This is a genomic window from Streptomyces sp. S063 (assembly GCF_002832675.1).
Classification (GTDB): Bacteria; Actinomycetota; Actinomycetes; order Streptomycetales; family Streptomycetaceae; genus Streptomyces; species Streptomyces sindenensis.
In genome coordinates this window covers 2,721,018-2,741,145 of the sequence record NZ_CP021707.1, presented here as the reverse complement: position 1 = coordinate 2,741,145, position 20,128 = coordinate 2,721,018, and the positions used below count along the sequence as shown (strand labels likewise).

Here is a 20,128-nt window from a genome sequence, read left to right as displayed (position 1 = left end):
TATGACCGGTACCTCCTCCGTGCCCCACCCCTGTCGGCAAGCTCACGTGCTCGTCACGTATGCCGCCGGGCCGTCCGCGCACTAAAATTGAGTTACTTAACGGTAGTTAGCATCTGGGGAGTGAGCGTCTTGGCGGGTTCGACCGATTTCGACCTGTACCGTCCGGCCGAGGAGCACGACATGCTCCGCGAGACCATCCGCGCGCTCGCCGAGTCGAAGATCGCCCCCTTCGCCGCCGCGGTCGACGAGGAGAGCCGCTTCCCGCAGGAGGCGCTGGACGCCCTGGTCTCGTCGGACCTCGCCGCCGTCCACGTCCCGGAGGAGTACGGCGGGGCCGGCGCCGACGCGCTCGCCACGGTCATCGTGATCGAGGAGGTGGCCCGCGTCTGCGCCTCCTCCTCCCTGATCCCGGCCGTGAACAAGCTCGGCTCCCTCCCGGTGATCCTCTCCGGCTCCGAGGAGCTGAAGGCCAAGTACCTGGGCCCGCTGGCCAAGGGCGACGCGATGTTCTCGTACGCCCTCTCCGAGCCGGACGCCGGCTCCGACGCGGCGGGCATGAAGACGAAGGCCGTGCGCGACGGCGACTTCTGGGTCCTCAACGGTGTGAAGCGCTGGATCACCAACGCGGGCGTCTCCGAGTACTACACGGTCATGGCCGTCACCGACCCGACCAAGCGCTCCAAGGGCATCTCGGCGTTCGTCGTCGAGAAGTCCGACGAGGGTGTCTCCTTCGGCGCCCCGGAGAAGAAGCTCGGCATCAAGGGCTCCCCGACCCGCGAGGTGTACCTCGACAACGTCCGCATCCCCGCGGACCGCATGATCGGCGAGGAGGGCACGGGCTTCGCCACCGCGATGAAGACCCTGGACCACACCCGCATCACGATCGCGGCCCAGGCGCTCGGCATCGCCCAGGGCGCGCTGGACTACGCCAAGGGGTACGTCCAGGAGCGCAAGCAGTTCGGCAAGCCGATCGCGGACTTCCAGGGCATCCAGTTCATGCTGGCGGACATGGCGATGAAGATCGAGGCGGCCCGCCAGCTCACGTACGCCGCCGCCGCCAAGTCGGAGCGCGGTGACGCGGACCTGACCTTCCAGGGCGCGGCGGCCAAGTGCTTCGCCTCGGACGTCGCGATGGAGGTCACCACGGACGCCGTCCAACTGCTCGGCGGCTACGGCTACACGCGGGACTACCCGGTGGAGCGCATGATGCGCGACGCCAAGATCACGCAGATTTATGAAGGCACGAACCAAGTTCAGCGGATCGTGATGGCAAGGAACCTTCCCTAGCTGCGTTTTTGCAGGTCAGGGGCTATCTCCACGGCCTCGAGGAAGACTCTCGGCTTCCCGCCCGTTGCGCCCCGATCGGGGGCGTTCATGGGCGTCATGCTGGGGGAATCCTGGGCGACTGACAGGCTCAAAAGGGCCACTGACCAGCACAAACAACACAGCCCCCGGCGTGATGCCGGGGGCTGTTGTCGTACGTGCATCAGGCGACCTCTGACGCCTCCGTGGGGTCGTCGGCACCGGGCGTCAGCATGGTTGCGATGGCTGCCCGACCGCGCTGCTCGGCCCCTTCGAAGATGTAGTGGTAGTGCTCCCTGAGTACGTCCGTGCTGCTGTGGCCCATCCAGTCGGCCACGTCGTTCTCAGGGACTCCGGCGTACAACAGCCGCGACCCGTAGTAGTGCCGGAGTGAGTGAGCCTTGCAGTACTTCACCTGGCCCTTGCCCAGAGCCTCCATCCAGATCTTCGGGTAGAAGTACGACGCGTAGAGGTACCCGGTCCGCGTGATGTTGGGGAAGAGGAGCCGCTCCGGCCCCCATACGCAGTGGTTCTTGATGTGTCGCCGAAGCTTGAAGGCGACGTTCGGCGGGAGAGGGACGGTACGCCCTGGCTCGCCTTCGTCCCGAGCCTTGATGTGCCGACGCTGGATCGCGCTGTTCTTGCCCGACTCCGTGTCGCCGTCCTCCGCAATCTGGAAGTCGACGCGAAGCGTCTCGGCCTTGAAGTCGATCTGATCGCGGGACACCGCCATGGCCTCACCCAGCCGTAGACCGCACCCGGCCATGAGCCACAGCATTGCGCGGTATCGCGGAGGAGCGGCATCCAGCATCGCCAGGACTTCCCGCGTCGTGAGCCGCCGCGCGGTGCTCTTGTGTTCCCTGATCTCCTTGGCGCGGCTCCCGGCACCCTTGACCTTCTTGCACGGGTTCCGGCCGATGATCTCGTTGGCGACGGCCCAGTCCATCATCCCGGAGAAGAACGAGAGCCGTTGGCGTCGAGTGCGTGCCGACAGCTTCCGATCCCGCTCCATCCACAAAAGCCACTGCTCAACGTCGGCAATCTTCAGGGACACGATCGAACGGGCCTTGAAGAACGGCTCAATGGTCGTGTTGAGGATGGATCGGTACTGCTTCTTGGTGCTGTTCTCCAGCTTCCTTTGATTGGTCCACTGCTCCCAGGCGGCCGTCACCGGCTGCTTGCCCAACCGATCGTCGAGGTACGTTCCGGCGTCGAGTTCCTGTTCCTTGCGCTTGCGCTGGTCGTCCGCCCGCGTCTTGGTGGCGAACGTCTTCTGCCGTTGCTTCCCGTCAGGGTCGTACCAGAACGTCGTCCACTTCTTCGGGTCGTCTTTGGATCGTGCGACCCATGCCCTTGCCACTGAGGCACCCCCCTCTGTCGATGACGCACGGACGGCCCGGCGTTGCGCCGGATATCCGGCATGATCCAGTCTGCGCATGGTCCACCCTGGGTTGTCAACACAGGGTGGCTCACCCTGTGTGGTACGTTCGAAAGTGTGGAAGCGAATGAGAGCGGGTTCGAGATCACCCAGACGCAAGGGGCTTGGGTGATCCGCATGTGGTGGCCGACGGGACCGATTACCGGAGGGCCGCAGCGGATCACTGTCGAGGCGGCGGACGGCTCCGCCGCGCGTGACGTGGCGCGTGGGATCTCTACGACTGTTCTGCGGAGACTCGACCTTGCGGCGGCCATGAAGCTGGCAGAGAAGGCGCCTGAGCTTCAGCAGGGCATGGAGGAGGTAACGGCGAAGGTCGAGGAAGCAGGGTCGGCGGCGGGCCTGTTGCTGACCAGCGAAGGTGTGTCAGACCCGTACTTGGCCATGCTGGCCTCGACCTACAAGACCATGGCCGACCTGGGCGCTCCGGCTCCTGTTCCGTGGCTGGCGCGGCTCATCGGCCGCCGTCCCGAGACCGTGAAGGACCATCTCAAGCGTGCGCGAAGAGAGGGCTACCTGACCACGGTTGCGGGCAAGGCAGGCGGCGAACTGACCGAGAAAGCCACGGAGGTTCTCGCAGCCTTCGTTAATTCTGATGACGACCAGGACTGACGTCCGCTACGACTTAAGCAGGCACTCCCCGAAATCGTCGTCACCGTGGAACGGTCGGGGAAGACCGGCCGACCGGCCACAGTCTTCACACTCCGTGGGAACACTTCCCAGCACGAGGAGTCAGGGCCGGCCCAGCGGGCCGTAATGGAAAGCAGCGGGACCAAGGTCGTCCGTCCTGACACCTACCGCCCCGAACCGAAGCAGGCCCCCGAGCCCGCGCCGCAACCTCAGCGCTCGGAACCGCTCGCGGACTCTAACCCCTTCCGCGTACTGCTCTAACCAACCAAAGGAACAGCCCCGGCCACTGGCCGGGGCTTCTTTTGTTGCTTCGACTACTGGACAGGGCAGGCCAGTTCAGGCTTCGAGCGATTCGGGGAACACGTCACCACAGCCAGAGACAGGTACGAGGGGCGTTCGAGGTAGAAGCCGAACGACACATCCGCCCCCGATTCCAGCCGCTCAGCAACGGAGTTGACCAGCATGGACAGACGGGTGGTGTCGCGGTCCCTCTCGGCGGCGAACCGGTGCGCGTACTCGGCCAACTGCTCCCCGAGCCATGACGCCGCCTCCTTCGCCTCTTCCCACGTGTCACGAACCAAGGAACGGGGCTTGATGAGCCAGTACGCCGTTTCGAGGGGCGGTAGGTCGACGTTCGGGAACTCCGCCGCGACCTCCCGATACCGCTGGATCAGTTCCGGCTTACCTCCAGCCGGGGGCGGCTCAGGATGCGGGGGCCGTCGTAGGGCCTCATTGTCGAAACGCTCTTTGGGGCCGGTCCATAGATAGCCGTGGTGGTGCACGAGTCGTTCCCGTTTCGAGGAGTGCCAGCCGGGCCGGGCCTAGGGACGGGGGGATGAACCTGGCCCGACTGGCGGAGGGGGAGGATCAGACGTTGAGGCCGAACCGCGCCGGGTCGATCCCGGCCGCGTCCAGTTCCTCCGTGGTGAACCGCAGCGGCTGTGAGTCCGGCCGCTTGCTGTCGCCGAGGGCCCAGGCGTCGTCGCCGATCCGGGCGAGGGTCACGCACCCCTCGGTGCAGGGGCCTCCGCACGCCTTCACGAACGAGGCCCCGTCGATGTCGAGCGCGTACAGGTCGGTTCCGTTCAGCATTACTACACCTTCCTGCTCAACTAATCGCGGCCATGGCTGACCGCCGCCGCCCATGTCGGGCGGGAGTTCATGGAGGAGAGGGAGAGACTTCAGCGCCTGGAACCTTGGCCGCGTTCCGTGCAGCGCCAGCACTCGCATGGCGGCCAAGCGCTTGTGAGCAGCGGCGGTAGATCGTCCGTCGTGGCCACGGCTTGCTCCGGCCCCCAGGTCTGCCCTGAGTCGCGAGAGACCCGCATGGTCATCAGGGGGCGGTCGGCGAAGAGCCTTGAGCTCGCTCCCCTGCTCATGACGCGTGCGCCTCTGCGTGGTGCTGGCGCATCCGTACATTGGCGTCGGATACGGCGCTGTAGTCGAACGTGGAGCGGGCGTTCTCGCGGGCTACCGATATGGGCAGGCAGTCAGCGCAACCGGATTTGGGCGACGGCTCGCGAGGTGGCTTCGACAGGCACGTCCGTGCTGTCGTGTGGGTTCCAGGATCGGAAGTTCTCTCTTCGCTCTCCATGGCGCCATCTTCGGCGGGCCACGGATGTGGCTCTAGCCTGTTTCCTGTTCCCGCAAAAAGTCGTCGCGGATACCTTCGACCAGGCCCCGCATGTGGTCACCAGACAACGCCACTCGTTCGAATCCCTCGAACTTCTCGACGTAGAGACCAACGTCCCTTGGGTCCGTTACTACTACCTCGGCGTGGACGGTCTCAACCGTGACCATTCGATCATCGCGGATGACGAACGCATGATTCGCAATGTCGCGCTGCTGAATCCCCAACGGGACTATGCGGATGTCCACATGAGACAGGCGAGAAATGGAAACGATTCGGTCGAGCTGTGCCGCCATCATCTGCGGCTGGACAATGCGCCACCGTAGGACAGGTTCTGTGATTATGAATCGCAGCGACTTGGTGTTGTCGTAGAGGACCGCTTGACGTTCAAGCCTGCCGTTGATGGTCCGGGTGAGAGAGTCCTCACTCAGATCGTGCCGTTGGAGAATGGCACGGATGTACTCCGGCGTCTGGAGCAAGCCGGGCACCAGAGCCGGTTGGAACAGCCGGAGCGTCGACATCTGGGCTTCAAGAGCCTTGGCGGCTTGCTGGCCCTTGTGGACTCCGATGCGCTTCAACAGGCGCCATGCCGTTGCTTCCGTTGCCGATGCTCGCGCAGCCTCGGTGTACTCCGCCTTGACCTCATCCGAGACACCGATGGCGGTCAGGTTGCGCTCCACGTCCGTCGCGCTGGCCGCGAGCTTCGCGTTTTCAATCTTGGACAGCTTGGACGGAGACATGAGGGCGCTGCGGGCCACCGCTTTGGCCTCCTTGCCGGAAGCTACTCGCAGAGCCCGCAGCGCGGCGCCAAGCTGTGCTCTATTCACGTCCCGTACTTGGCCCACCATTCCGTGAACGGCTCCGCGTGGGTGAGTGCCGCGTCACGATGCCCGGCGAATTCCGCTGTTAGTTCCGATGGCAGGACTTCCGAGCCCAGGTACTTTCCGGCGCCGTCGTAGTTCATCACGGCCACGGACTCGGAGTCGAAGAGCCAGAAGTCGGGTACGTTCTGTAGGGGGTTCGGCCTGTCGGTGACGTCCAGAATGAAGAACTCCTCACCCCCAGACATGTTCTTCTGGTACCCCCACCCGAGTTCGAACCTAAGGTAGTCCGTGAGCGGGCGGCGCAGAATGTGAACCCGGTAGACCCGTTTCCCTATTCCGGTGTGTGAGCGGAGTTCTTCGACCCAGCCCGCGTTGTAGTCGTCCGGCTGCGGCTCCCCGGCGAGGAACGCGTGATAGGCATCGACGTTCCCCGACTTGCTGTAGTCGTCGAGGGTTTCGAGCCGGAACGCCTCACGCTGGAACGTGTCGAAGAGGTCGCCGAGGGTCCTAGATGAGGTTGTCACGAAAGGCCTTCTGGATCAGTTCCATCGGGATCTCGACCAGGGTTTCGTGAGCGGGGATCTGAAGCCCGTGGTCGGTCGGAGTCTCCCCCTGAACCAAGAGCGTGCCGCGATCCGTCGCGTAGATCGTCGGGCAGTCTTTGATGTCGCACGTGCTGACCAGCTTGGTGACCTTCATGGTCTAGGTTCCCCTCTCCCGTGCTGCCAGTACCCCGCATCTGGGTTGATGCTCCCGAGGTCAGGGCGCGCGGGTCAAGCGATCACGGTTGACGGAACGGGAAACCGCGTGACTTCTCCGGAGCCTGCCGCTCCTCCGACCGGTCGGGAGGCTGCCGCCAGTACCGCGCCGACCTCGGCAGACTCCTGACGATCATGGGGAAAAGCTGGGGAGGGATCTGCCAAGAGGGGTGTCCATGCAGGTCAGCGCCGTATTACCTGTAAAGCACACAGGTCTACGAGGGCACGAACCAGGTCCAGCGCATCGTCATGGCGCGCAACCTGCCGTAACGGCCTTCCGCGCAGCGCCCGTTGTACGGCCCCCGGTGAACGTTGCCGGGGGCCGTTCGCGTACGGCCCCTACCGGGGAGCGGCGACCGCGAACACGCCCCGCGCGGCCGTTCCGTCGGGCCGGGTCCAACCGGCTACGAGGTGTGCCGGTGACGGCTGGTCGCTCTCACCGGCCCGCAGGACGCGGTTGATCCGAACGTCGGCTTCCTGGTCGGCACCGGCTCCGTGCACGGTGACGGTCGGGTCGGGGGTGTCGCTCAGACTCTGGTGCTGCGGGTTCGCCTCGCCCCGCAGCAGGGCGCTCAACCGGTCCAGTACCACCGGGTCGTGGACGCCGTCGTAGACCCACCGGGTGCCGAGCACGCCGTGCTCGGAGGTGCCGATGAGCGCCGCTTCGGGTACGCCCTCCAGCGCCGCGTCGCGATAGCTCAGCGGCACCAGATACGCCACCGGCTCCGGCCCGGCGGAGTCCACGACGACCATGAACTCGATCCCGACGGCCCCTTCCGGGTCGTCCAGCCGGAACCCGCCGCCCTTGGTCAGGTCCGGCGCTCCGCCGGTGCCGGCGTACCAGCTCTGCTTCGGCAGCCAGCCGGTGATGAGCTCCAGCTTGCCGGGCGTCATGGTGGTGCGGTGGATGAATGCCATGCGAGCTCCCTGTGGTCGGTCTCCGGCCGGGGACTTCGGCCGGGGACTCTCTGGCCGTGACGTTCCCGGGATGGTGGACTTCGTGCCGTGGTGACCATGACGACCCGTGTCCTTCGGGCAATCGACCGATTCCACAGCGTCCACCCGTGGGACCATAACGCTCACTACCACCGGTGGATCATGCGGCAGATCCCCCGGCGCTTCGACAGGGCCCTGGACATCGGATCGGGCAGCGGAGACCTGGCCCGGCTCCTGGCCACGCGGGCCACGGCGGTGCGGGGCCTGGACGCCGACCGGGCCATCGTCGCGAAGGCCCGGAAGCTCACGGCCCCGGCTGTCCCCGTGACGTTCACCGCCGCAGACGCGCTGACGGAGATACCGCCCGGGCCCTACGACGTCATCACCTGCGTCGCCGCCCTCCACCACCTGCCGTTCACCCAGGCCCTCGCCCACTTTCGCCGGCACCTGGCGCCGGGCGGGACCCTGGTCGTCGTCGGTGTGGCCCGGGCGGCGTCCCCCGGTGACCATCTCCTCGCCGCTGCCGCGATCCCGGCGAACATCGCCATGGCGTGGATCAAGAACAAGGGGCGCCGGGCACCACGGCCGGACTCCATGACCGCTCCCACCCGCCCGGCGACCATGAGCTTCGCCGAGATCGTCCGCGACGCCCGACGTGTCCTGCCCGGGGCCCGGCTGCACCGACGCCTCTTCTGGCGCTACACCTTGGTCTGGCGTCAGCGGCCCGCCGGAGGCTCGGGTGGTCGACACGACGGGCGTCGGGCCCGCCGAGGTGGCTCAGACCGTGCTGCGAGCGGTGCGCGCCGGCTGACCCCTGCCCGGCTCGTCAGCGGACGACCTCGAAGACGTTCTTCTGGATGCCGTTGGCGTACGCCTCGTGCTCGACCAGCTTCAGCTTCTGCTGGTCCTTGTCCGTCGTGCTGAACAGGCGCTTGCCCGCGCCGAGCAGGACCGGGAAGACCAGCAGGTGGTACCGGTCGATCAGGTCGGCGTCCGCGAGGTTCCGGTTCAGCTCGGTGCTGCCGTGCACGATGATCGGGCCGCCCTCGGTCTCCTTCAGTGCGGCGACCTCGTCGAGCGACCGCAGGATCGTGGTCTCGCCCCAGTCGGACACCAGGTCGCCGTCGGTGAGCTTGGTGGAGACGACGTACTTCGGCATCGCCTTGTACCCGGTGAACTCCTCCATGCCCGGCCACACCGGACTGAACGCCTCGTAGCTGGCCCGGCCCATCATCAGGGCCGCTGCCTCGTCCTGCTCCCGGGCCTTGAGCTCGTACGCCTCCGGCAGGAACTCGATGTCCTTGAACGTCCACCCCGAGTTCCGGTAGCCGGGCTCGCCGCCCGGGGCCTCCATGACACCGTCGAGCGAAACGAAGGCGGTGCTGATCAGGGTGCGCATCAGGTCTCCTGGGTGTGTCGTCGCGGGCCTGTCCGGTGCCCGGCGTCGCTTCTCACTCTTACGGATGTACTGACCGCGTGCCGGACGGAAACTCATCGGTCCCATGCCGTCGAACCGTGCCGGACCGCCTCCCGCCCCCGGCCGGTAGCCTCCCTCCCCATGACCGAAGCGACCGAACTCGACAGGCTGACCGCCCTCTTCAGCGCCCTGGGGGCGGACGCCGACGCCCGGGACTGGGCGGAGTCCGAGGCCGAGGAGGGGTTGCCGCAGCTCGCCCGCTACCGCCTCCTGCGGACGGTGTGGCAGGACGTCGACGCCTGGGCCGCGGCGGCCCGGCAGTGGGTGGACGCCTACCGCGCCGACGGGACGGCGGCCGGCGCCGTAGACCGGGCCCTCGCGGCCGGGCTCACCGCCGAGGATCTCGGCGCGCTGGCCCGCGAGATCGCCAGGGAGACCGCGTTCGGGGTGCTGTACGCCCTGGCGGAACCGGCGGACGGCTCGCTCCCCGCCGAGGTCGAGGCGCAACTGCCCGGGTGGCGGCTGGCGGAGCTGAACGCGGCGGGCGCACCGACCGGCCGCCACCTCGACGCCCTCCACGAGGACTTCGCGGAACTCGAACCGAAGGGAATCATCGCGACGTGACCGACGTGGCCGTAGCACCTGATGGGGCCGCCCCGACCACCCCCTTCGACCATGCCGAGCGCCGCATCTGGTCCGGCAAGGCCGAGGCGTACGCCGACACCTACGCCCGGCTCTGCGCCCACCCGGCTGCGGCCCTGCTCGACGCCGCCGAGGTGGGGCCCGGCGTCCGCGTCCTCGACGTGGGCTGCGGCAGCGGAACCGTGAGCGCGGCGGCGGTTGCGCGCGGAGCGACGGTGTACGCGGCCGACGCCGAGCCCGGCATGGTGGCCGCGACCCGCCGAGCCGTGCCGGGTGCCATGGCGCACGTCGCCCGGCTCCCCGAACTGCCCTACGCGGACGCCGTCTTCGACGCCGCCGTCGGCAATTTCGTGCTCAACCACGTGGGCCGCCCCCTCGTCGCCCTGGCCGAGCTGCGCCGCATCACCCGCCCCGGCGGCCGGGTCGCGGTCACCATCTGGCGCTCGCCCGGGGCCCCCGGCCAGACTCTGATCGGCCGGGCCGCCCGGGCCGCCGGCCTCACCCGCCCCGACTGGCTCCCCGCTCTCGCGCCGCACGACGACTTCCCCCGTACGCCCGAAGGGCTCGCGGCCCTCCTCGACGCGGCCGGGCTCCTCGGCGCGGAGTGCTCCGAGGTGGCCTGGGAGCATCGCTGTGACCCGGACACCTGGTGGGCGGGGGCCGAGCGGGGGATCGGGGCGATCGGGCAGGTCCTCAACGGCGGAGGCGCGGAAGGGATGGCGGCGGCACGGCATGCGTACGACGACCTGAGCGCCGAATTCCACATGCGGGACGGCCTGTTGGTGCTGCCGCACCTTGCGCTGCTGGCGCACGGGCGAGCGTAGGGGCAGCAGGTGATCACTGATGGAGGTTTATTTCATCACACAGGTAGGGTGACGCGCGCGAAACGATTCTCTAGGTAGTGCACGGGGTGTGGAGCATGTCGTTCGAACAGGAGTGGGGCGAGCTGAAGGCCGCCGCCGCGATGAGGCTGAACCAGGCCGGAGGAGCCGGCGGGTCCGGTCCCAAGGGATCGGCCGACTTCGTGGTCAAGGACGATGAGCTGGGGGGCATCGGTCACGCCGCGTTCGGCCTGTTCAACAGCCTGGAGCCGACAGGCAAGCACGCGAAGACGGCGAGCGAGACGGCCTCCAAGGGCCTCACGGGCGACGGGTTCAAGACCGGTGCGGCGTTCACGGAAGTGATCGGGACCTGGGAGAAGCAGGTCAGAAGCCTCCTGCAGGCATGCGCTCACATCTCCAACCACCTCGACTACACGAAGAAGGCGAGAAAGTCCGACGACGAGTGGCTCGAGACACAGCTGCGCATCGTCGGCCCCGTCGCCCCGGGAGCGGACGGCGCTGTTCCCGCCTCCCAGCTCAGCAAGTACTTCCGGTAAGGAGCCGCCACCGTGCCCACCTTCGAGCAGCTCCTCACTGCCCGCCTCGGCCCGATGGAGACCGCGGTCACCCAGTGGACCGAGATGATCGGCAAGCTGAAGACTCCTCTCCAGGATGACGCCAAGGCGATGAAGTCCAAGGCCGACAAGTCCACGTGGAAGGGCGAGAACGCCACCGTCACCAAGGAGTTCGTCACCAAGACCGCCAAGGAGTTCGACGACGCGGTCAAGGAGGCGGAGTCCGTACGCGACCTCCTCAAGGACGCCCACGCTCTCTTCAAGTCGGCCCAGGACGACCTCAAGCACGCGTACGAGAACCCCCCGCCGGGCATCATCATCTACCCCAACGGCGTTCTCAGCCACCGGGTGCACCCCGACCGGCGCTCGAAGGACAGCACCGAGCCCGTCGCCACCGAGGCCCAGTTCGAGGCGCTGCGGGGCAAGCTCGAAGGCATTCTGAAGCGCGCCGACGAAGCCGACGAGCTGTGCTCCTGGGGCCTGCGCGCACTGATACGCAATCACCCCAACGACTTCGGCAGCACCGAGTTCAACGGCCTGGCCGACGCCCGGAGGGCGCGCGCCGAGGAGAAGGAGCAGGCGGAGAACGGGCGCGAGGCCGCCAAGCTCTACGCGCGCTGGGAGCACCTCAACGACGAGGAGCGCGAGCGGCTCCTCACCTACGCCGAGAAGGGCAAGAACTCGCCGGCCTTCGCCGAGCAGCTGATGACGAACCTCAGCTACCGGGGCCGGGACCAGCAGGAAGCCGTCCTGCTCCTCGCCAGCAGCCTGGAGTCGGGCGGCCGCGACGGCCAGCTCTCCAGCACCGACGCCCGCCTCTACAAGGCGCTGTCCGGCTCCCTGGCCACCGCCACCGGTCCCGACTCCTCGATCGGTTCCCCCGGCGGCGTCACCTCGGCCTGGACCGACAAGCTGATCACCACGGCCCGCGACGGCAACGGCCTGCCCCGTCAGCACCCCGGGGCCATCGGGGGCGGCGCCGCGAGCCTGAAGAACCTGACGGACCTGATGGCGGCCGACGCCGGTGACAACCACGTGTACGACCCGAACAAGGACCCCAAGGAGAAGTCCTCGCCCTGGAAGAAGGACGAGGGCGACCCGGTCTTCAGCGAGGCTTTCCTGACCGAGGTCGGCGACACCATCCGCGACTGGGAGACGAACAACGACGACGCCTACGACGGCGTCATGAAGAACTGGCAGGGCACACAGGAGGACCCGATGAAGGGTCTGCTGAACGCCATGAGCCGCAACCCGGCCGCCTCCACCCACTACTTCGACCCCAACACCACCGACAACCTCCAGTACTTCCTGGAGGACCGGAAGTGGCCCGGTGGCGAAGTCGAGACCAAGATGCCGGACGAGAAGCAGTACACCTCGGCCCGTGCCGAGCTGGGACTCGCGCTTGAGTCCGCGGCCACCGGCCGGGTGCCCGGCTCCCCGATGCACCCGGTACCCGCTCACCACGACGCCGCCGAGACCGCGATCTTCGAGCGGGTGATGGGCGAGTACACGGAAGCGCTCCACAAGAACCAGACCGCCATCCCCGTCTCCATGCGCCTGCCGATGGCCGACATGATCGCCGACTACAGCGGCGACGTGCACCAGATCCTCGGCAAGGAGATGAACGGACCGACCAAGTTCAACGACCTCGAGATCGAACGGGGCGACCTCACCCGGGTCATCCGGGCCACGGTGGAAGACCCCAATGCCTACAAGGTGATCCACGGCTCGCAGACCGTGGTCATCGGTGAAGGTCTCGAGAAGTACCCGGCGGAGTCCTTCCGCAAGGAAGATCCGGCGCTGCGGGCCTGGGTTCAGCAGTCCGCGAATGTGCTCGGCAACCTCGACGGGGTGCGCGACGACGTCATCTTCGACCTGGGCCAGGCGGAGAAGGACGCCAACGCCTACGAGAAGATGCTCAACTACCACCTCGTCGGCGGACTGCTGACTCCCATCCCGATGGCCGGGGACGCCTTTCAGCGCTCGGTGGACTGGGGCCTGAGCGAAGGCCTGAACGAGGACAACGCCAAGGTCGATGCCGAGACCCGCGAGAAGAGGATCAAGCATTACGAAGACGGCCAGGATCAGCTGAACGGCATGTTGCGTGGCATAGCGATCAAACGCGGGCTGACGGAGGACGAACTGGACGCCAGCCCGGGCGAGTTCGAGAACCACCTCCAGGCGAAGGCCAAACAGTGGTACCTCACCGGCCACGCCGAGGCCAAGAAGTTGACGGGGGAGTAGCCGATGGACAAGAAGTGGCTGCCGTTGACCGTCACGCTCGCTGTCGCCGGGGTGGCGGTGGTGGCGGCGAGTGTCTGGCCCGACGACGTGGAGAAGCCGCCGCTGCCGCAGAGCCTGTGCCATGGTGCGCTCAGCCGTGAGACGGCGGAGCTGATCGACGACGGCCAGGGCGGTGAGATCAGCACGGACGAGTGGGAGAGCAAGGGCAGCACCACTGACTCCGCGGTGTTCAAAGCGTGCCGCGTGCTGCGCGCCAACCCGTACGACGAGAACGACAACCCTCGCACGGTTTACAAACTGGTCATAGAGGACACTCCGAGCCCTCCCGGCCGCAAGAAGGGCTCCACCTCTCTCGGATCCGGGCTCACCGGCTGGGCGCTGCCCGAGCGGGCCGCGGTCACGTTGCCCGCCGGCTGCCCCGTCCGTATGGGCTCGACCGCCCCGTACATCAGGGTGTGGCTCGACGTGCCCTCGCAGGACGAGGAGAAGCTGGCCAGGCTGGAGAGGAAGCGGCCTGTCGACGCGGACATCGCGCTGCGCAACAACGTGACCGTGATGCGGGAGGTGGCCGCCAGGCTCACCGAGCGTTACGACTGCGCCGACTGACGGCCACACGGAAGGACCGATGGACAAGAAGTGGCTGCCGTTGACCGTCACGCTCGGCGTTGCCGGGGTGGCGGTGGTGGTGGCGAGTGTCTGGCCCGACACCGTGGAGCAGCCGCCGCTGCCGCAGAGCCTGTGTCATGGTGCGCTCAGCCGTGAGACGGCGGAGCTGATCGACGACGGCCAGGGCGGTGAGGTCAGCGCGGGCGCGTGGGAGAGCAAGGACAGGACCCATGAGCACGCGGTGCTCACGGCGTGCCACGTGCTGCGTGCCGGCCAGGACGGTGCCGAGCGGCGCGGTGTCTTCAAACTGGTCGTCGAGGACACGCGGAGCGCCCCCGGGGCCGAAAAGGGCTCCGCTCCTCTCGGTGCCGGGTTCACCGGCTGGGCGCTCCCCGACCGGGCCGAGGTCACCTTGCCCACCGGCTGCGCCGCCCGCATGGGCTCGACCGCCCCGTACATCAGGGCGTCGCTCGAAGTGCCCTCGCAGGACGAGGAACGCCTGTACCGGCGGGGAGAGAAGCCGCCCGTCGACCCGGACACCGCGACGCGCAACAACGCGACCGTGATGCGGGAAGTGGCCACCAGGCTCGCCGAGCGGTACGGCTGCGCCGACTGACCGTGCCCTGCCTGCTAGGCCGCCTCCCAGTGCTGGTCCCGGCAGTCGCGGCAGTGGCCCGGGTGGTGTGAGCGGAAGGCCCGTTCGCAGCCGTCGCAGGTCTGGAACGGGGTGACCTGCGCACGGCGCGGTGGCGCGAGAGCGTGGATGCCGGGGAGCGGGGGCGGCAGGAGGGCCGTCAAGCGGTGCCTGAGAAGCCTCGCCGGGTGCTTCAGCGGCTTCGGGAGGTCGGCCGTGAGGGTGCGCCGGATCGTGTCGAGGGTCGCGTCGCGTTCGAGCCAGGCGGCCACCCCGGGCACCAGCTCCTCGACGTCCTGCTCCGAGAGCACCAACTCCTCAGCGTGACGACGCAGATCGGCGAGGAACGCGGACGCGGTCTGTCGCAGCTCCGGGGTGAGTGCGTGGGGGTGGGGGAGCGGCCTACGCGGCTGGGTGGGCGCGGTCCGGGCCGGTAAGCGGACCGGGGCGGGCAGCGCTTCCGGTACGAGGACGTGCTCCGGCACGGGCCGGGGCTCCTCCGGTACGGCGGCGGCCTCCGGCTCCAGTACGCGGGTGTGTTCCCGTACGGGAGCGGGCGCGGGCCCGGTGCTGCGTACCGCCGGACCCACCACGGGCGCCACCCCGCCCCGCAGCACCGCCCCCGGCTGGTTGCAGAACACCGTGCGGGTGGCGACCCGGCCCTTCGTGAGCCTGACGCGGGTGCGGTGCAGATAGCCGTGGGCCTCCAACTCGCGCAGGGCGCGGGCGATCTTCACCTCACCCTCGGGGAAGCGGGCCGCGAGCGCCTTGATCCCGACCTCCGCTCCGGCGGGCAGCGACTGGATGTGGACGCCGACCCCGATCGCGACGAGGGACAGCTCGGCGTGCTGGGCGAGGTGGTTCCCGACCACCGTGAACCGGCTCGTGTGCGGGACCGCGACGTGAATGACGCCGGAGGGCGGGACGGGCCCGGGAATTGCGGCCAGGGCATGGGCCAGGGCGTTATCGTGCTGGGTATCCATCGGGAAGGGTTGTCTTCCTTGTTGGCTAGGCCCTCGGTTCGGGATTGCCGTCCCGGCCGGGGGCTGTTCGATGTCTGAAGGTGGATCGAAGGTCGATCAGCGCGAGCATATGCCTGCCAACCGGGCCGAAATCCAGCCCAGTCGGCAAACCTCACCCGCGCGAGTGACGAGCCCTCCCGCAGCTGACCACCGGCATCAGGTGGGGTGGGGTTAAGTTATTTCTCTTGGTTCTTTAAGTAGTTGATGTCGTGGGCCACCAGGTCGCGGTCGGCCACGATCCGGTGGGGCGGCACCGGATCCTGACGCGCCACGATCCGGTGCGAGTCAGGTGAGGCGCGACGGGCGCCTGGAGCCGCCCCGGGCCACCGACCCGGACGACGACGGCTGGGACCTGGACGCCCCCGACCCCTGCCGCACCGAGGGCTTCGTGGTCGACCACGCGGCCGCCGTCGGGCTGAGCGAGGGGATCGGCCGGGCCGGGCTGCTCCAGCTCGCCTACACCGCCGACCGCTTCCCCGCCGACGTACGGGCCGATTCCCACCGGGCGGTGACCACCCACCCGGGCGTCGTGCTCCTTCCGACGACGTTCCGGGTGGTGCAGCGCAAGGAGGCGTCCTGGTCGATGGTGACCGCGCAGTACTCGACTCCGCAAAGGCGGCGGTCAACGAGCGGGCCGCGAAGAAGTTCATGGCACGCCGCAGGCCCAACGAACTCTTCGTGCGCGGCAAGCGGTTCGAGGTGATCCGGGTCGAGCGCATGATGCGCATCGGGCCCGACGGGCCGGAGACGCCTCGCCCGTCCGACGTCGACGAGTACGGCCCCTCCCAGATGCATCCCCCCATGGACGAGCACGGGAACATCACCTACGGCACGTAGCACGTCGAGGGCGTCCACGGACGGCGAAAGGGCGCCGGGCGGCAATCGCCCGGCGCCCTCAACGGCTGCTCGAACGGCCTCAGTTGCCCTTGACCGTGACCTTCTCGTCGTTGTTCAGCTGCTGCACCAGCTGCTTCACCTTGGCCTTGTCCCAGACCAGGTTGCCGCCGACGCTGCCCGAGATCGGCATGTTCATCGAGGTACCGTCGCCGCCCGTGACGCCCTTCATCGCGAAGAACATGTTGCCCAGCGCCCAGAGCGACATGTCCTTGTCCACGATCAGCGTGTCCAGGCCCGCGCCCATCGTCGGGTACAGCTTGAACGGGTTGAGGATCGTGGACGGGGTCGCCGTCTGGCTCGCCAGCGCCGCGAGGAACTTCTGCTGGTTCTTCGTACGGTCCAGGTCGCTGCCCGGGAGCGCGTACCGCGTACGGACGAAGGCGAGGGACTGCTCGCCGTTCAGCGTCTGCTTGCCCGCCTGGAAGTCGGCCCCCGACTTCTTGTCCTTGAACGCCTTCGGGATGTCCAGCTCGACCCCGCCGATCGCGTCCACGATCTTCGCGAAGCCGCCGAAGCCGATCTCGACGTAGTGGTCGATGCGCAGGCCTGTGTTGAACTCGACCGTACGGACCAGGAGTTCGGGGCCGTCCTCGGCATAGGCGGCGTTCAGCTTCACCTGCCGGCCGGTGCCCTGGAACATCTTCCCGGACTCGGACCCCTTGAAGGACGGGATCTCGACGTTGGAGTCGCGCGGCAGCGAGATCAGCGTCGGGCCGCTGGAGCCGTCGTGCAGGATCATCATCGAGTCGGTGCGCTTGCCCTCGGCGGAACCGGTGCGCAGCCGCTTCTTCTCCTCGGCCGACATGCCCTCGCGGCTGTCGGACCCGACGATCAGATAGTTCGTGCCGTCGCCGGACTCCGGCCGTTCGATGACCTTGGAGAGGTCCACCTCGCGCTTCAGCTTCGAGTCGGCCCAGAAGTACGTCGAGATCGAGACCGCGAGCACCACGACCACCAGGGTCAGCGCGCCGAGCTTGATCCGGCGGCGCCAGTCCGGAGCCGGGCGGCCCTGGACGTAACCCCCGTCACCGCCGCCGCGACGCCCACCGCCGCCCCGGCCGCCGGAGCCGCCGCTGCCCGATCCGTAGACCTGGCCCGTGTTGTAGCCGCTGTCGTACCCCGAGTCGGGGCTGTTGCCGTAGCCGCCGTCCTGGTAGCGGTCGTCGTAGCCCTGGTTCTGCGGCGGTACCTGCGGCCGCTGGGGCGGCATCTGCGGCCGCTGCGGCGAGGACGGGCGGCGCTGGATGTGCGGCATCGCCCGCGCGCTCTCGGGCTGAGGGCTCGCGCTGCCCCGCCCGTAGCGCTCGCTGCGGTCGCCGGTCCGTCGATCGGGCCAATCGTTCATCCGAACAGTGTGCCGTCCCGGCCCACGGCTCTTACAGGGTGTAAGGGAAATCGCACCAGGGCTGTTGCGAACCTGATGCATTCTGCGGGATCGCGGACCCCGCATAAGGTGGACGGTATGACAGATCAGGCCACTGGCGTAACAGATCCGGCCAACCGTGCTGAGGGTGACATTCCGGGCAAGCCGACCGCAGCGTCCCGGACCACCCTCAGCCACATCATGACCGGCAGCGACACCAACCTCCTCGGCACGGTGCACGGTGGCGTGATCATGAAGCTGGTCGACGACGCCGCGGGCGCGGTGGCCGGCCGGCACTCCGGCGGGCCCGCCGTGACCGCGTCGATGGACGAGATGGTCTTCCTGGAGCCGGTCCGCGTCGGCGACCTCGTCCATGTGAAGGCCCAGGTCAACTGGACCGGCCGGTCCTCCATGGAGGTCGGCGTCCGGGTGATGGCCGAACGCTGGAACGAGTCCACCCCCGCCCAGCAGGTCGGCAGCGCCTATCTGGTCTTCGCCGCCGTCGACGGGGACGGCAAGCCGCGCCGCGTACCGCCGGTGATCCCCGAGACCGAGCGCGACAACCGGCGCTACCAGGAGGCGCAGATCCGGCGCACCCACCGGCTCGCCCGCCGCCGCGCGATCAAGGAACTGCGCGAGAAGCGCGCCGCCGAGGGATTCGACGACTGAGCCCGGTCCGTACGGTCACGCCGCGGACGGCCACGGCCCGCGTGGACTCCCGGGTCCCTACGGGCACACCACCTCGTCGCCCCTCACCGTGCCGAACTCGCCCGTCTGTCGGGTCTCCGCCTTCACCCGCTGCACCTTCGTGAAGTCCGAGCCCACCGTCACCCTCATCTGCGGGCCCTGGTCCTTCACCGCCTTCAGCTCGCTCCCGGGCAGCGCCGTGGCCAGGGACTTCGCCGACCGGTCCCAGCGCGGGTCGTACTCCACGAGCGTCCGCTTCAGCTCCCGCACCTCCCCGTTGAGCGGGGCCTCGGTCGTGGTGAACCCGGTCGCGCGCAGCGCCTCGTCCACGGCCCGGCCCAGACCGTCCTTCGGGGTGCCGTTGTAGACCTGCACCCGCACGTCCTTCGGCGCCACGTCGACCAGCTTCGCGGGCGGCTGCTGCGGGCCCGCCGCGGGCTTCGGCTCCGGCTTCGCCGGGGCCAGCGGCTTGTCCTCGCGCAGGGCCTGGAACAGCTTGTCCGCCTTCTTCGCGTCCCACTGCACCGTCGATCCGATGCCCTTGACCGGGAAGCTCGGGTTGCCGATGGGCACGGACGCGAACTCCGACGAGGCCGGCCCGAAGTCCTTCATCGCCTTGCCCAGCGCCAGCATCTGCTCCGTACCGAAGCCCTTGTCGGCCCGGACCGACTTGAGCACCGAGCCGGAGACCTGCTGGAACTTCACCGGGTTCAGCAGCACCCCACTGCTCGTCGCCTGCTTGATCAGCGCCGCCATGAACTTCTGCTGGCGCTCCATCCGGCCCAGGTCGGCGGCCACGTCCACATGGCGCGAGCGGACGTACTGGAGCGCCTGGCCGCCGTCCAGCTCGTGCGTGCCGGCAGGCAGGTCCAGACCGGTGTACGAGTCCTTCATCGGCCGCGCCGTGCAGATCTTCACCCCGCCCACCGCGTCGACCGTCCTCATGAAGCTGGTGAAGTCGACTTCCACATAGTGGTCGATCTTGACCTTGGTCATGTTCTCGACGGTCCGCACGGTCAGCGCGGGCCCGCCCTCCGCATACGCGGCGTTCAGCTTCACCGGGTGGCCGGCGTGGTGCTTGCCCGTGGTGCGGTCGGTGTGGGCGGGCATCTCGGCGTAGCTGTCCCGGGGCAGGCTGACCACGCTCGCCCGCTGCCGGTCGGCCGACAGATGGACCAGCATGATCGTGTCCGTGCAGTGGCAGGGCGCGCCACCGAGCTTGTACTTCTGCTTCTCCGTCTTGGTGATCGTGTCCCGGCCGTCCGTGCCGACCAGCAGCAGATTCGTGCCGTGACCCCCCTCGGGGCGGTTCTTCATGTCCCGGAACGGATCGACCCGGCCGATCCCGCCCTCCAGGCTGCTCACCACGGCGTGACCGATCCCACCCGCCCCCAGCACCAGCACCGAGAGACCGGTGGCCACCCGCATGCCCCAGCGCGGCCGCTCGTCCTGCTTCCGGGACCGGACCGGCCGGGTGCCCTGCGGCGGCCGGGCCCCCTGCCGCGGGCGGCGTCGCGGGGGAGTGGCGCGGGGGTGCGGCGGTCGTTGCGGTACGGGCACGGGGAGACACCTCCGGGGCGCAAGGGAGACACCTCTGCGGTGCAAGGGGACCATCGCACGGTAGGCCCATACGACCACCGCCCCCGCCCACGACCCGGCGGCGCGCACCGGTGTCCCCCGTTCGCGGTAACGTGGCGGCCGAAAA

General features: G+C 68.3%; 20 protein-coding genes and 2 pseudogenes. 11 read left to right on the top strand and 11 right to left on the bottom strand.

The genetic code is table 11. The features are described 5' to 3' along the window. Positions 1–129 precede the first annotated feature (129 nt). Entirely contained in the window at positions 130–1,287 is a 1,158-nt protein-coding gene (locus tag CCZ36_RS12330) for an acyl-CoA dehydrogenase (protein WP_010059900.1), read from the top strand. 199 nt (positions 1,288–1,486) lie between these two features. On the opposite strand, the gene CCZ36_RS12325 is transcribed toward CCZ36_RS12330, so the two are convergent. Next, on the bottom strand, positions 1,487–2,740 hold the full coding sequence (locus tag CCZ36_RS12325; protein WP_237302642.1) for a tyrosine-type recombinase/integrase: 1,254 nt from the start codon (positions 2,738–2,740) through the stop codon (positions 1,487–1,489). Between the two features lie 57 nt (positions 2,741–2,797). On the opposite strand from CCZ36_RS12325, the gene CCZ36_RS12320 reads away from it, so the two are divergent. Next, complete coding sequence (locus tag CCZ36_RS12320; RefSeq protein ID WP_128817652.1) at positions 2,798–3,349, top strand: hypothetical protein; 552 nt, start codon at positions 2,798–2,800, stop codon at positions 3,347–3,349. A 332-nt stretch (positions 3,350–3,681) separates the two neighbouring features. Here the strand turns inward: CCZ36_RS12320 and CCZ36_RS12315 are convergent, their stop codons facing one another. From CCZ36_RS12315 to CCZ36_RS12280, 6 genes are all read right to left on the bottom strand, one after another. After that, on the bottom strand, positions 3,682–4,149 hold the full coding sequence (locus tag CCZ36_RS12315; protein WP_128817651.1) for a hypothetical protein: 468 nt from the start codon (positions 4,147–4,149) through the stop codon (positions 3,682–3,684). An 85-nt stretch (positions 4,150–4,234) separates the two neighbouring features. Continuing rightward, positions 4,235–4,459 (bottom strand): DUF397 domain-containing protein, encoded by a 225-nt coding sequence (locus CCZ36_RS12310; RefSeq protein WP_128817650.1) that lies wholly within the window; start codon positions 4,457–4,459, stop codon positions 4,235–4,237. Between the two features lie 534 nt (positions 4,460–4,993). After that, positions 4,994–5,824, bottom strand: a complete 831-nt coding sequence (locus CCZ36_RS12295) for a helix-turn-helix domain-containing protein (RefSeq protein WP_128817647.1) — start codon at positions 5,822–5,824, stop codon at positions 4,994–4,996. After that, positions 5,821–6,345, bottom strand: coding sequence for a DUF6879 family protein (locus CCZ36_RS12290; RefSeq protein ID WP_128817646.1), 525 nt, complete (start codon positions 6,343–6,345; stop codon positions 5,821–5,823). The genes CCZ36_RS12295 and CCZ36_RS12290 overlap by 4 nt, the downstream gene beginning before the upstream one ends. Then, the gene (locus tag CCZ36_RS12285; RefSeq protein ID WP_069737487.1) at positions 6,329–6,520 is read right to left on the bottom strand and encodes a hypothetical protein; all 192 of its coding nucleotides are present in this window, start codon (positions 6,518–6,520) and stop codon (positions 6,329–6,331) included. Before CCZ36_RS12285 ends, CCZ36_RS12290 begins: the two co-directional genes overlap by 17 nt. 398 nt (positions 6,521–6,918) lie before the next feature. Next, positions 6,919–7,497 (bottom strand): maltokinase N-terminal cap-like domain-containing protein, encoded by a 579-nt coding sequence (locus CCZ36_RS12280; protein WP_128817645.1) that lies wholly within the window; start codon positions 7,495–7,497, stop codon positions 6,919–6,921. Positions 7,498–7,593: 96 nt separating this feature from the next. On the opposite strand from CCZ36_RS12280, the pseudogene CCZ36_RS12275 reads away from it, so the two are divergent. After that, positions 7,594–8,241, top strand: a pseudogene (locus CCZ36_RS12275) (class I SAM-dependent methyltransferase); the annotation flags it as partial. A gap of 100 nt (positions 8,242–8,341) precedes the next feature. Here CCZ36_RS12275 and CCZ36_RS12265 read toward each other — a convergent pair. After that, positions 8,342–8,914 (bottom strand): dihydrofolate reductase family protein, encoded by a 573-nt coding sequence (locus CCZ36_RS12265; protein ID WP_032767324.1) that lies wholly within the window; start codon positions 8,912–8,914, stop codon positions 8,342–8,344. Between the two features lie 159 nt (positions 8,915–9,073). Here CCZ36_RS12265 and CCZ36_RS12260 point away from each other — a divergent pair, with 159 nt between their 5' ends. The 6 genes from CCZ36_RS12260 (at position 9,074) to CCZ36_RS12235 (ending at position 14,436) form a co-directional block, all read left to right on the top strand. After that, a complete protein-coding gene (locus CCZ36_RS12260) occupies positions 9,074–9,556 on the top strand; it encodes a hypothetical protein (protein ID WP_128817644.1) in 483 nt (160 codons plus the stop codon). Further along, positions 9,553–10,398 carry a class I SAM-dependent methyltransferase gene (locus CCZ36_RS12255; RefSeq protein ID WP_128817643.1) on the top strand — a complete coding sequence of 282 codons (846 nt, stop codon included), beginning with the start codon at positions 9,553–9,555 and terminating at the stop codon, positions 10,396–10,398. Before CCZ36_RS12260 ends, CCZ36_RS12255 begins: the two co-directional genes overlap by 4 nt. 95 nt (positions 10,399–10,493) lie before the next feature. Beyond that, complete coding sequence (locus CCZ36_RS12250) at positions 10,494–10,952, top strand: hypothetical protein (RefSeq protein ID WP_069737508.1); 459 nt, start codon at positions 10,494–10,496, stop codon at positions 10,950–10,952. A 12-nt stretch (positions 10,953–10,964) separates the two neighbouring features. Continuing rightward, positions 10,965–13,214, top strand: a complete 2,250-nt coding sequence (locus CCZ36_RS12245; protein ID WP_069743152.1) for a DUF6571 family protein — start codon at positions 10,965–10,967, stop codon at positions 13,212–13,214. Positions 13,215–13,217: 3 nt separating this feature from the next. Next, the gene (locus tag CCZ36_RS12240) at positions 13,218–13,820 is read left to right on the top strand and encodes a hypothetical protein (RefSeq protein WP_069737492.1); all 603 of its coding nucleotides are present in this window, start codon (positions 13,218–13,220) and stop codon (positions 13,818–13,820) included. 19 nt (positions 13,821–13,839) lie between these two features. Continuing rightward, positions 13,840–14,436 (top strand): hypothetical protein, encoded by a 597-nt coding sequence (locus CCZ36_RS12235; protein WP_128817642.1) that lies wholly within the window; start codon positions 13,840–13,842, stop codon positions 14,434–14,436. Positions 14,437–14,450: 14 nt separating this feature from the next. On the opposite strand, the gene CCZ36_RS12230 is transcribed toward CCZ36_RS12235, so the two are convergent. Further along, positions 14,451–15,437 carry a hypothetical protein gene (locus tag CCZ36_RS12230; RefSeq protein WP_069737494.1) on the bottom strand — a complete coding sequence of 329 codons (987 nt, stop codon included), beginning with the start codon at positions 15,435–15,437 and terminating at the stop codon, positions 14,451–14,453. Between the two features lie 337 nt (positions 15,438–15,774). Here CCZ36_RS12230 and CCZ36_RS12225 point away from each other — a divergent pair. Continuing rightward, positions 15,775–16,313, top strand: a pseudogene (locus CCZ36_RS12225) (DUF5954 family protein); the annotation flags it as partial. 79 nt (positions 16,314–16,392) lie between these two features. Here the strand turns inward: CCZ36_RS12225 and CCZ36_RS12220 are convergent. After that, positions 16,393–17,718, bottom strand: a complete 1,326-nt coding sequence (locus CCZ36_RS12220; protein ID WP_128817641.1) for an LCP family protein — start codon at positions 17,716–17,718, stop codon at positions 16,393–16,395. Positions 17,719–17,835: 117 nt separating this feature from the next. Between CCZ36_RS12220 and CCZ36_RS12215 the strand changes: the two genes are divergently transcribed. Further along, positions 17,836–18,405: an acyl-CoA thioesterase gene (locus CCZ36_RS12215; protein ID WP_069737496.1), complete on the top strand. Its 570-nt coding sequence runs from the start codon at positions 17,836–17,838 to the stop codon at positions 18,403–18,405. Positions 18,406–18,462: 57 nt separating this feature from the next. Here the strand turns inward: CCZ36_RS12215 and CCZ36_RS12210 are convergent, their stop codons facing one another. Then, positions 18,463–20,037, bottom strand: coding sequence for an LCP family protein (locus CCZ36_RS12210; RefSeq protein ID WP_443069805.1), 1,575 nt, complete (start codon positions 20,035–20,037; stop codon positions 18,463–18,465). Positions 20,038–20,128: the final 91 nt, after the last annotated feature.

Bases quoted from the DNA above. Each gene is read 5' to 3' on its own strand.
- CCZ36_RS12325 (WP_237302642.1), bottom strand. From the start codon at position 2,740: ATGCGCAGACTGGATCATGCCGGATATCCGGCGCAACGCCGGGCCGTC.
- CCZ36_RS12310 (WP_128817650.1), bottom strand. From the start codon at position 4,459: ATGCTGAACGGAACCGACCTGTACGCGCTCGACATCGACGGGGCCTCG.
- CCZ36_RS12285 (WP_069737487.1), bottom strand. From the start codon at position 6,520: ATGAAGGTCACCAAGCTGGTCAGCACGTGCGACATCAAAGACTGCCCG.
- CCZ36_RS12280 (WP_128817645.1), bottom strand. From the start codon at position 7,497: ATGGCATTCATCCACCGCACCACCATGACGCCCGGCAAGCTGGAGCTC.
- CCZ36_RS12265 (WP_032767324.1), bottom strand. From the start codon at position 8,914: ATGCGCACCCTGATCAGCACCGCCTTCGTTTCGCTCGACGGTGTCATG.
- CCZ36_RS12260 (WP_128817644.1), top strand. From the start codon at position 9,074: ATGACCGAAGCGACCGAACTCGACAGGCTGACCGCCCTCTTCAGCGCC.
- CCZ36_RS12250 (WP_069737508.1), top strand. From the start codon at position 10,494: ATGTCGTTCGAACAGGAGTGGGGCGAGCTGAAGGCCGCCGCCGCGATG.
- CCZ36_RS12240 (WP_069737492.1), top strand. From the start codon at position 13,218: ATGGACAAGAAGTGGCTGCCGTTGACCGTCACGCTCGCTGTCGCCGGG.
- CCZ36_RS12235 (WP_128817642.1), top strand. From the start codon at position 13,840: ATGGACAAGAAGTGGCTGCCGTTGACCGTCACGCTCGGCGTTGCCGGG.
- CCZ36_RS12230 (WP_069737494.1), bottom strand. From the start codon at position 15,437: ATGGATACCCAGCACGATAACGCCCTGGCCCATGCCCTGGCCGCAATT.
- CCZ36_RS12220 (WP_128817641.1), bottom strand. From the start codon at position 17,718: ATGAACGATTGGCCCGATCGACGGACCGGCGACCGCAGCGAGCGCTAC.
- CCZ36_RS12215 (WP_069737496.1), top strand. From the start codon at position 17,836: ATGACAGATCAGGCCACTGGCGTAACAGATCCGGCCAACCGTGCTGAG.
- CCZ36_RS12210 (WP_443069805.1), bottom strand. From the start codon at position 20,037: ATGGTCCCCTTGCACCGCAGAGGTGTCTCCCTTGCGCCCCGGAGGTGT.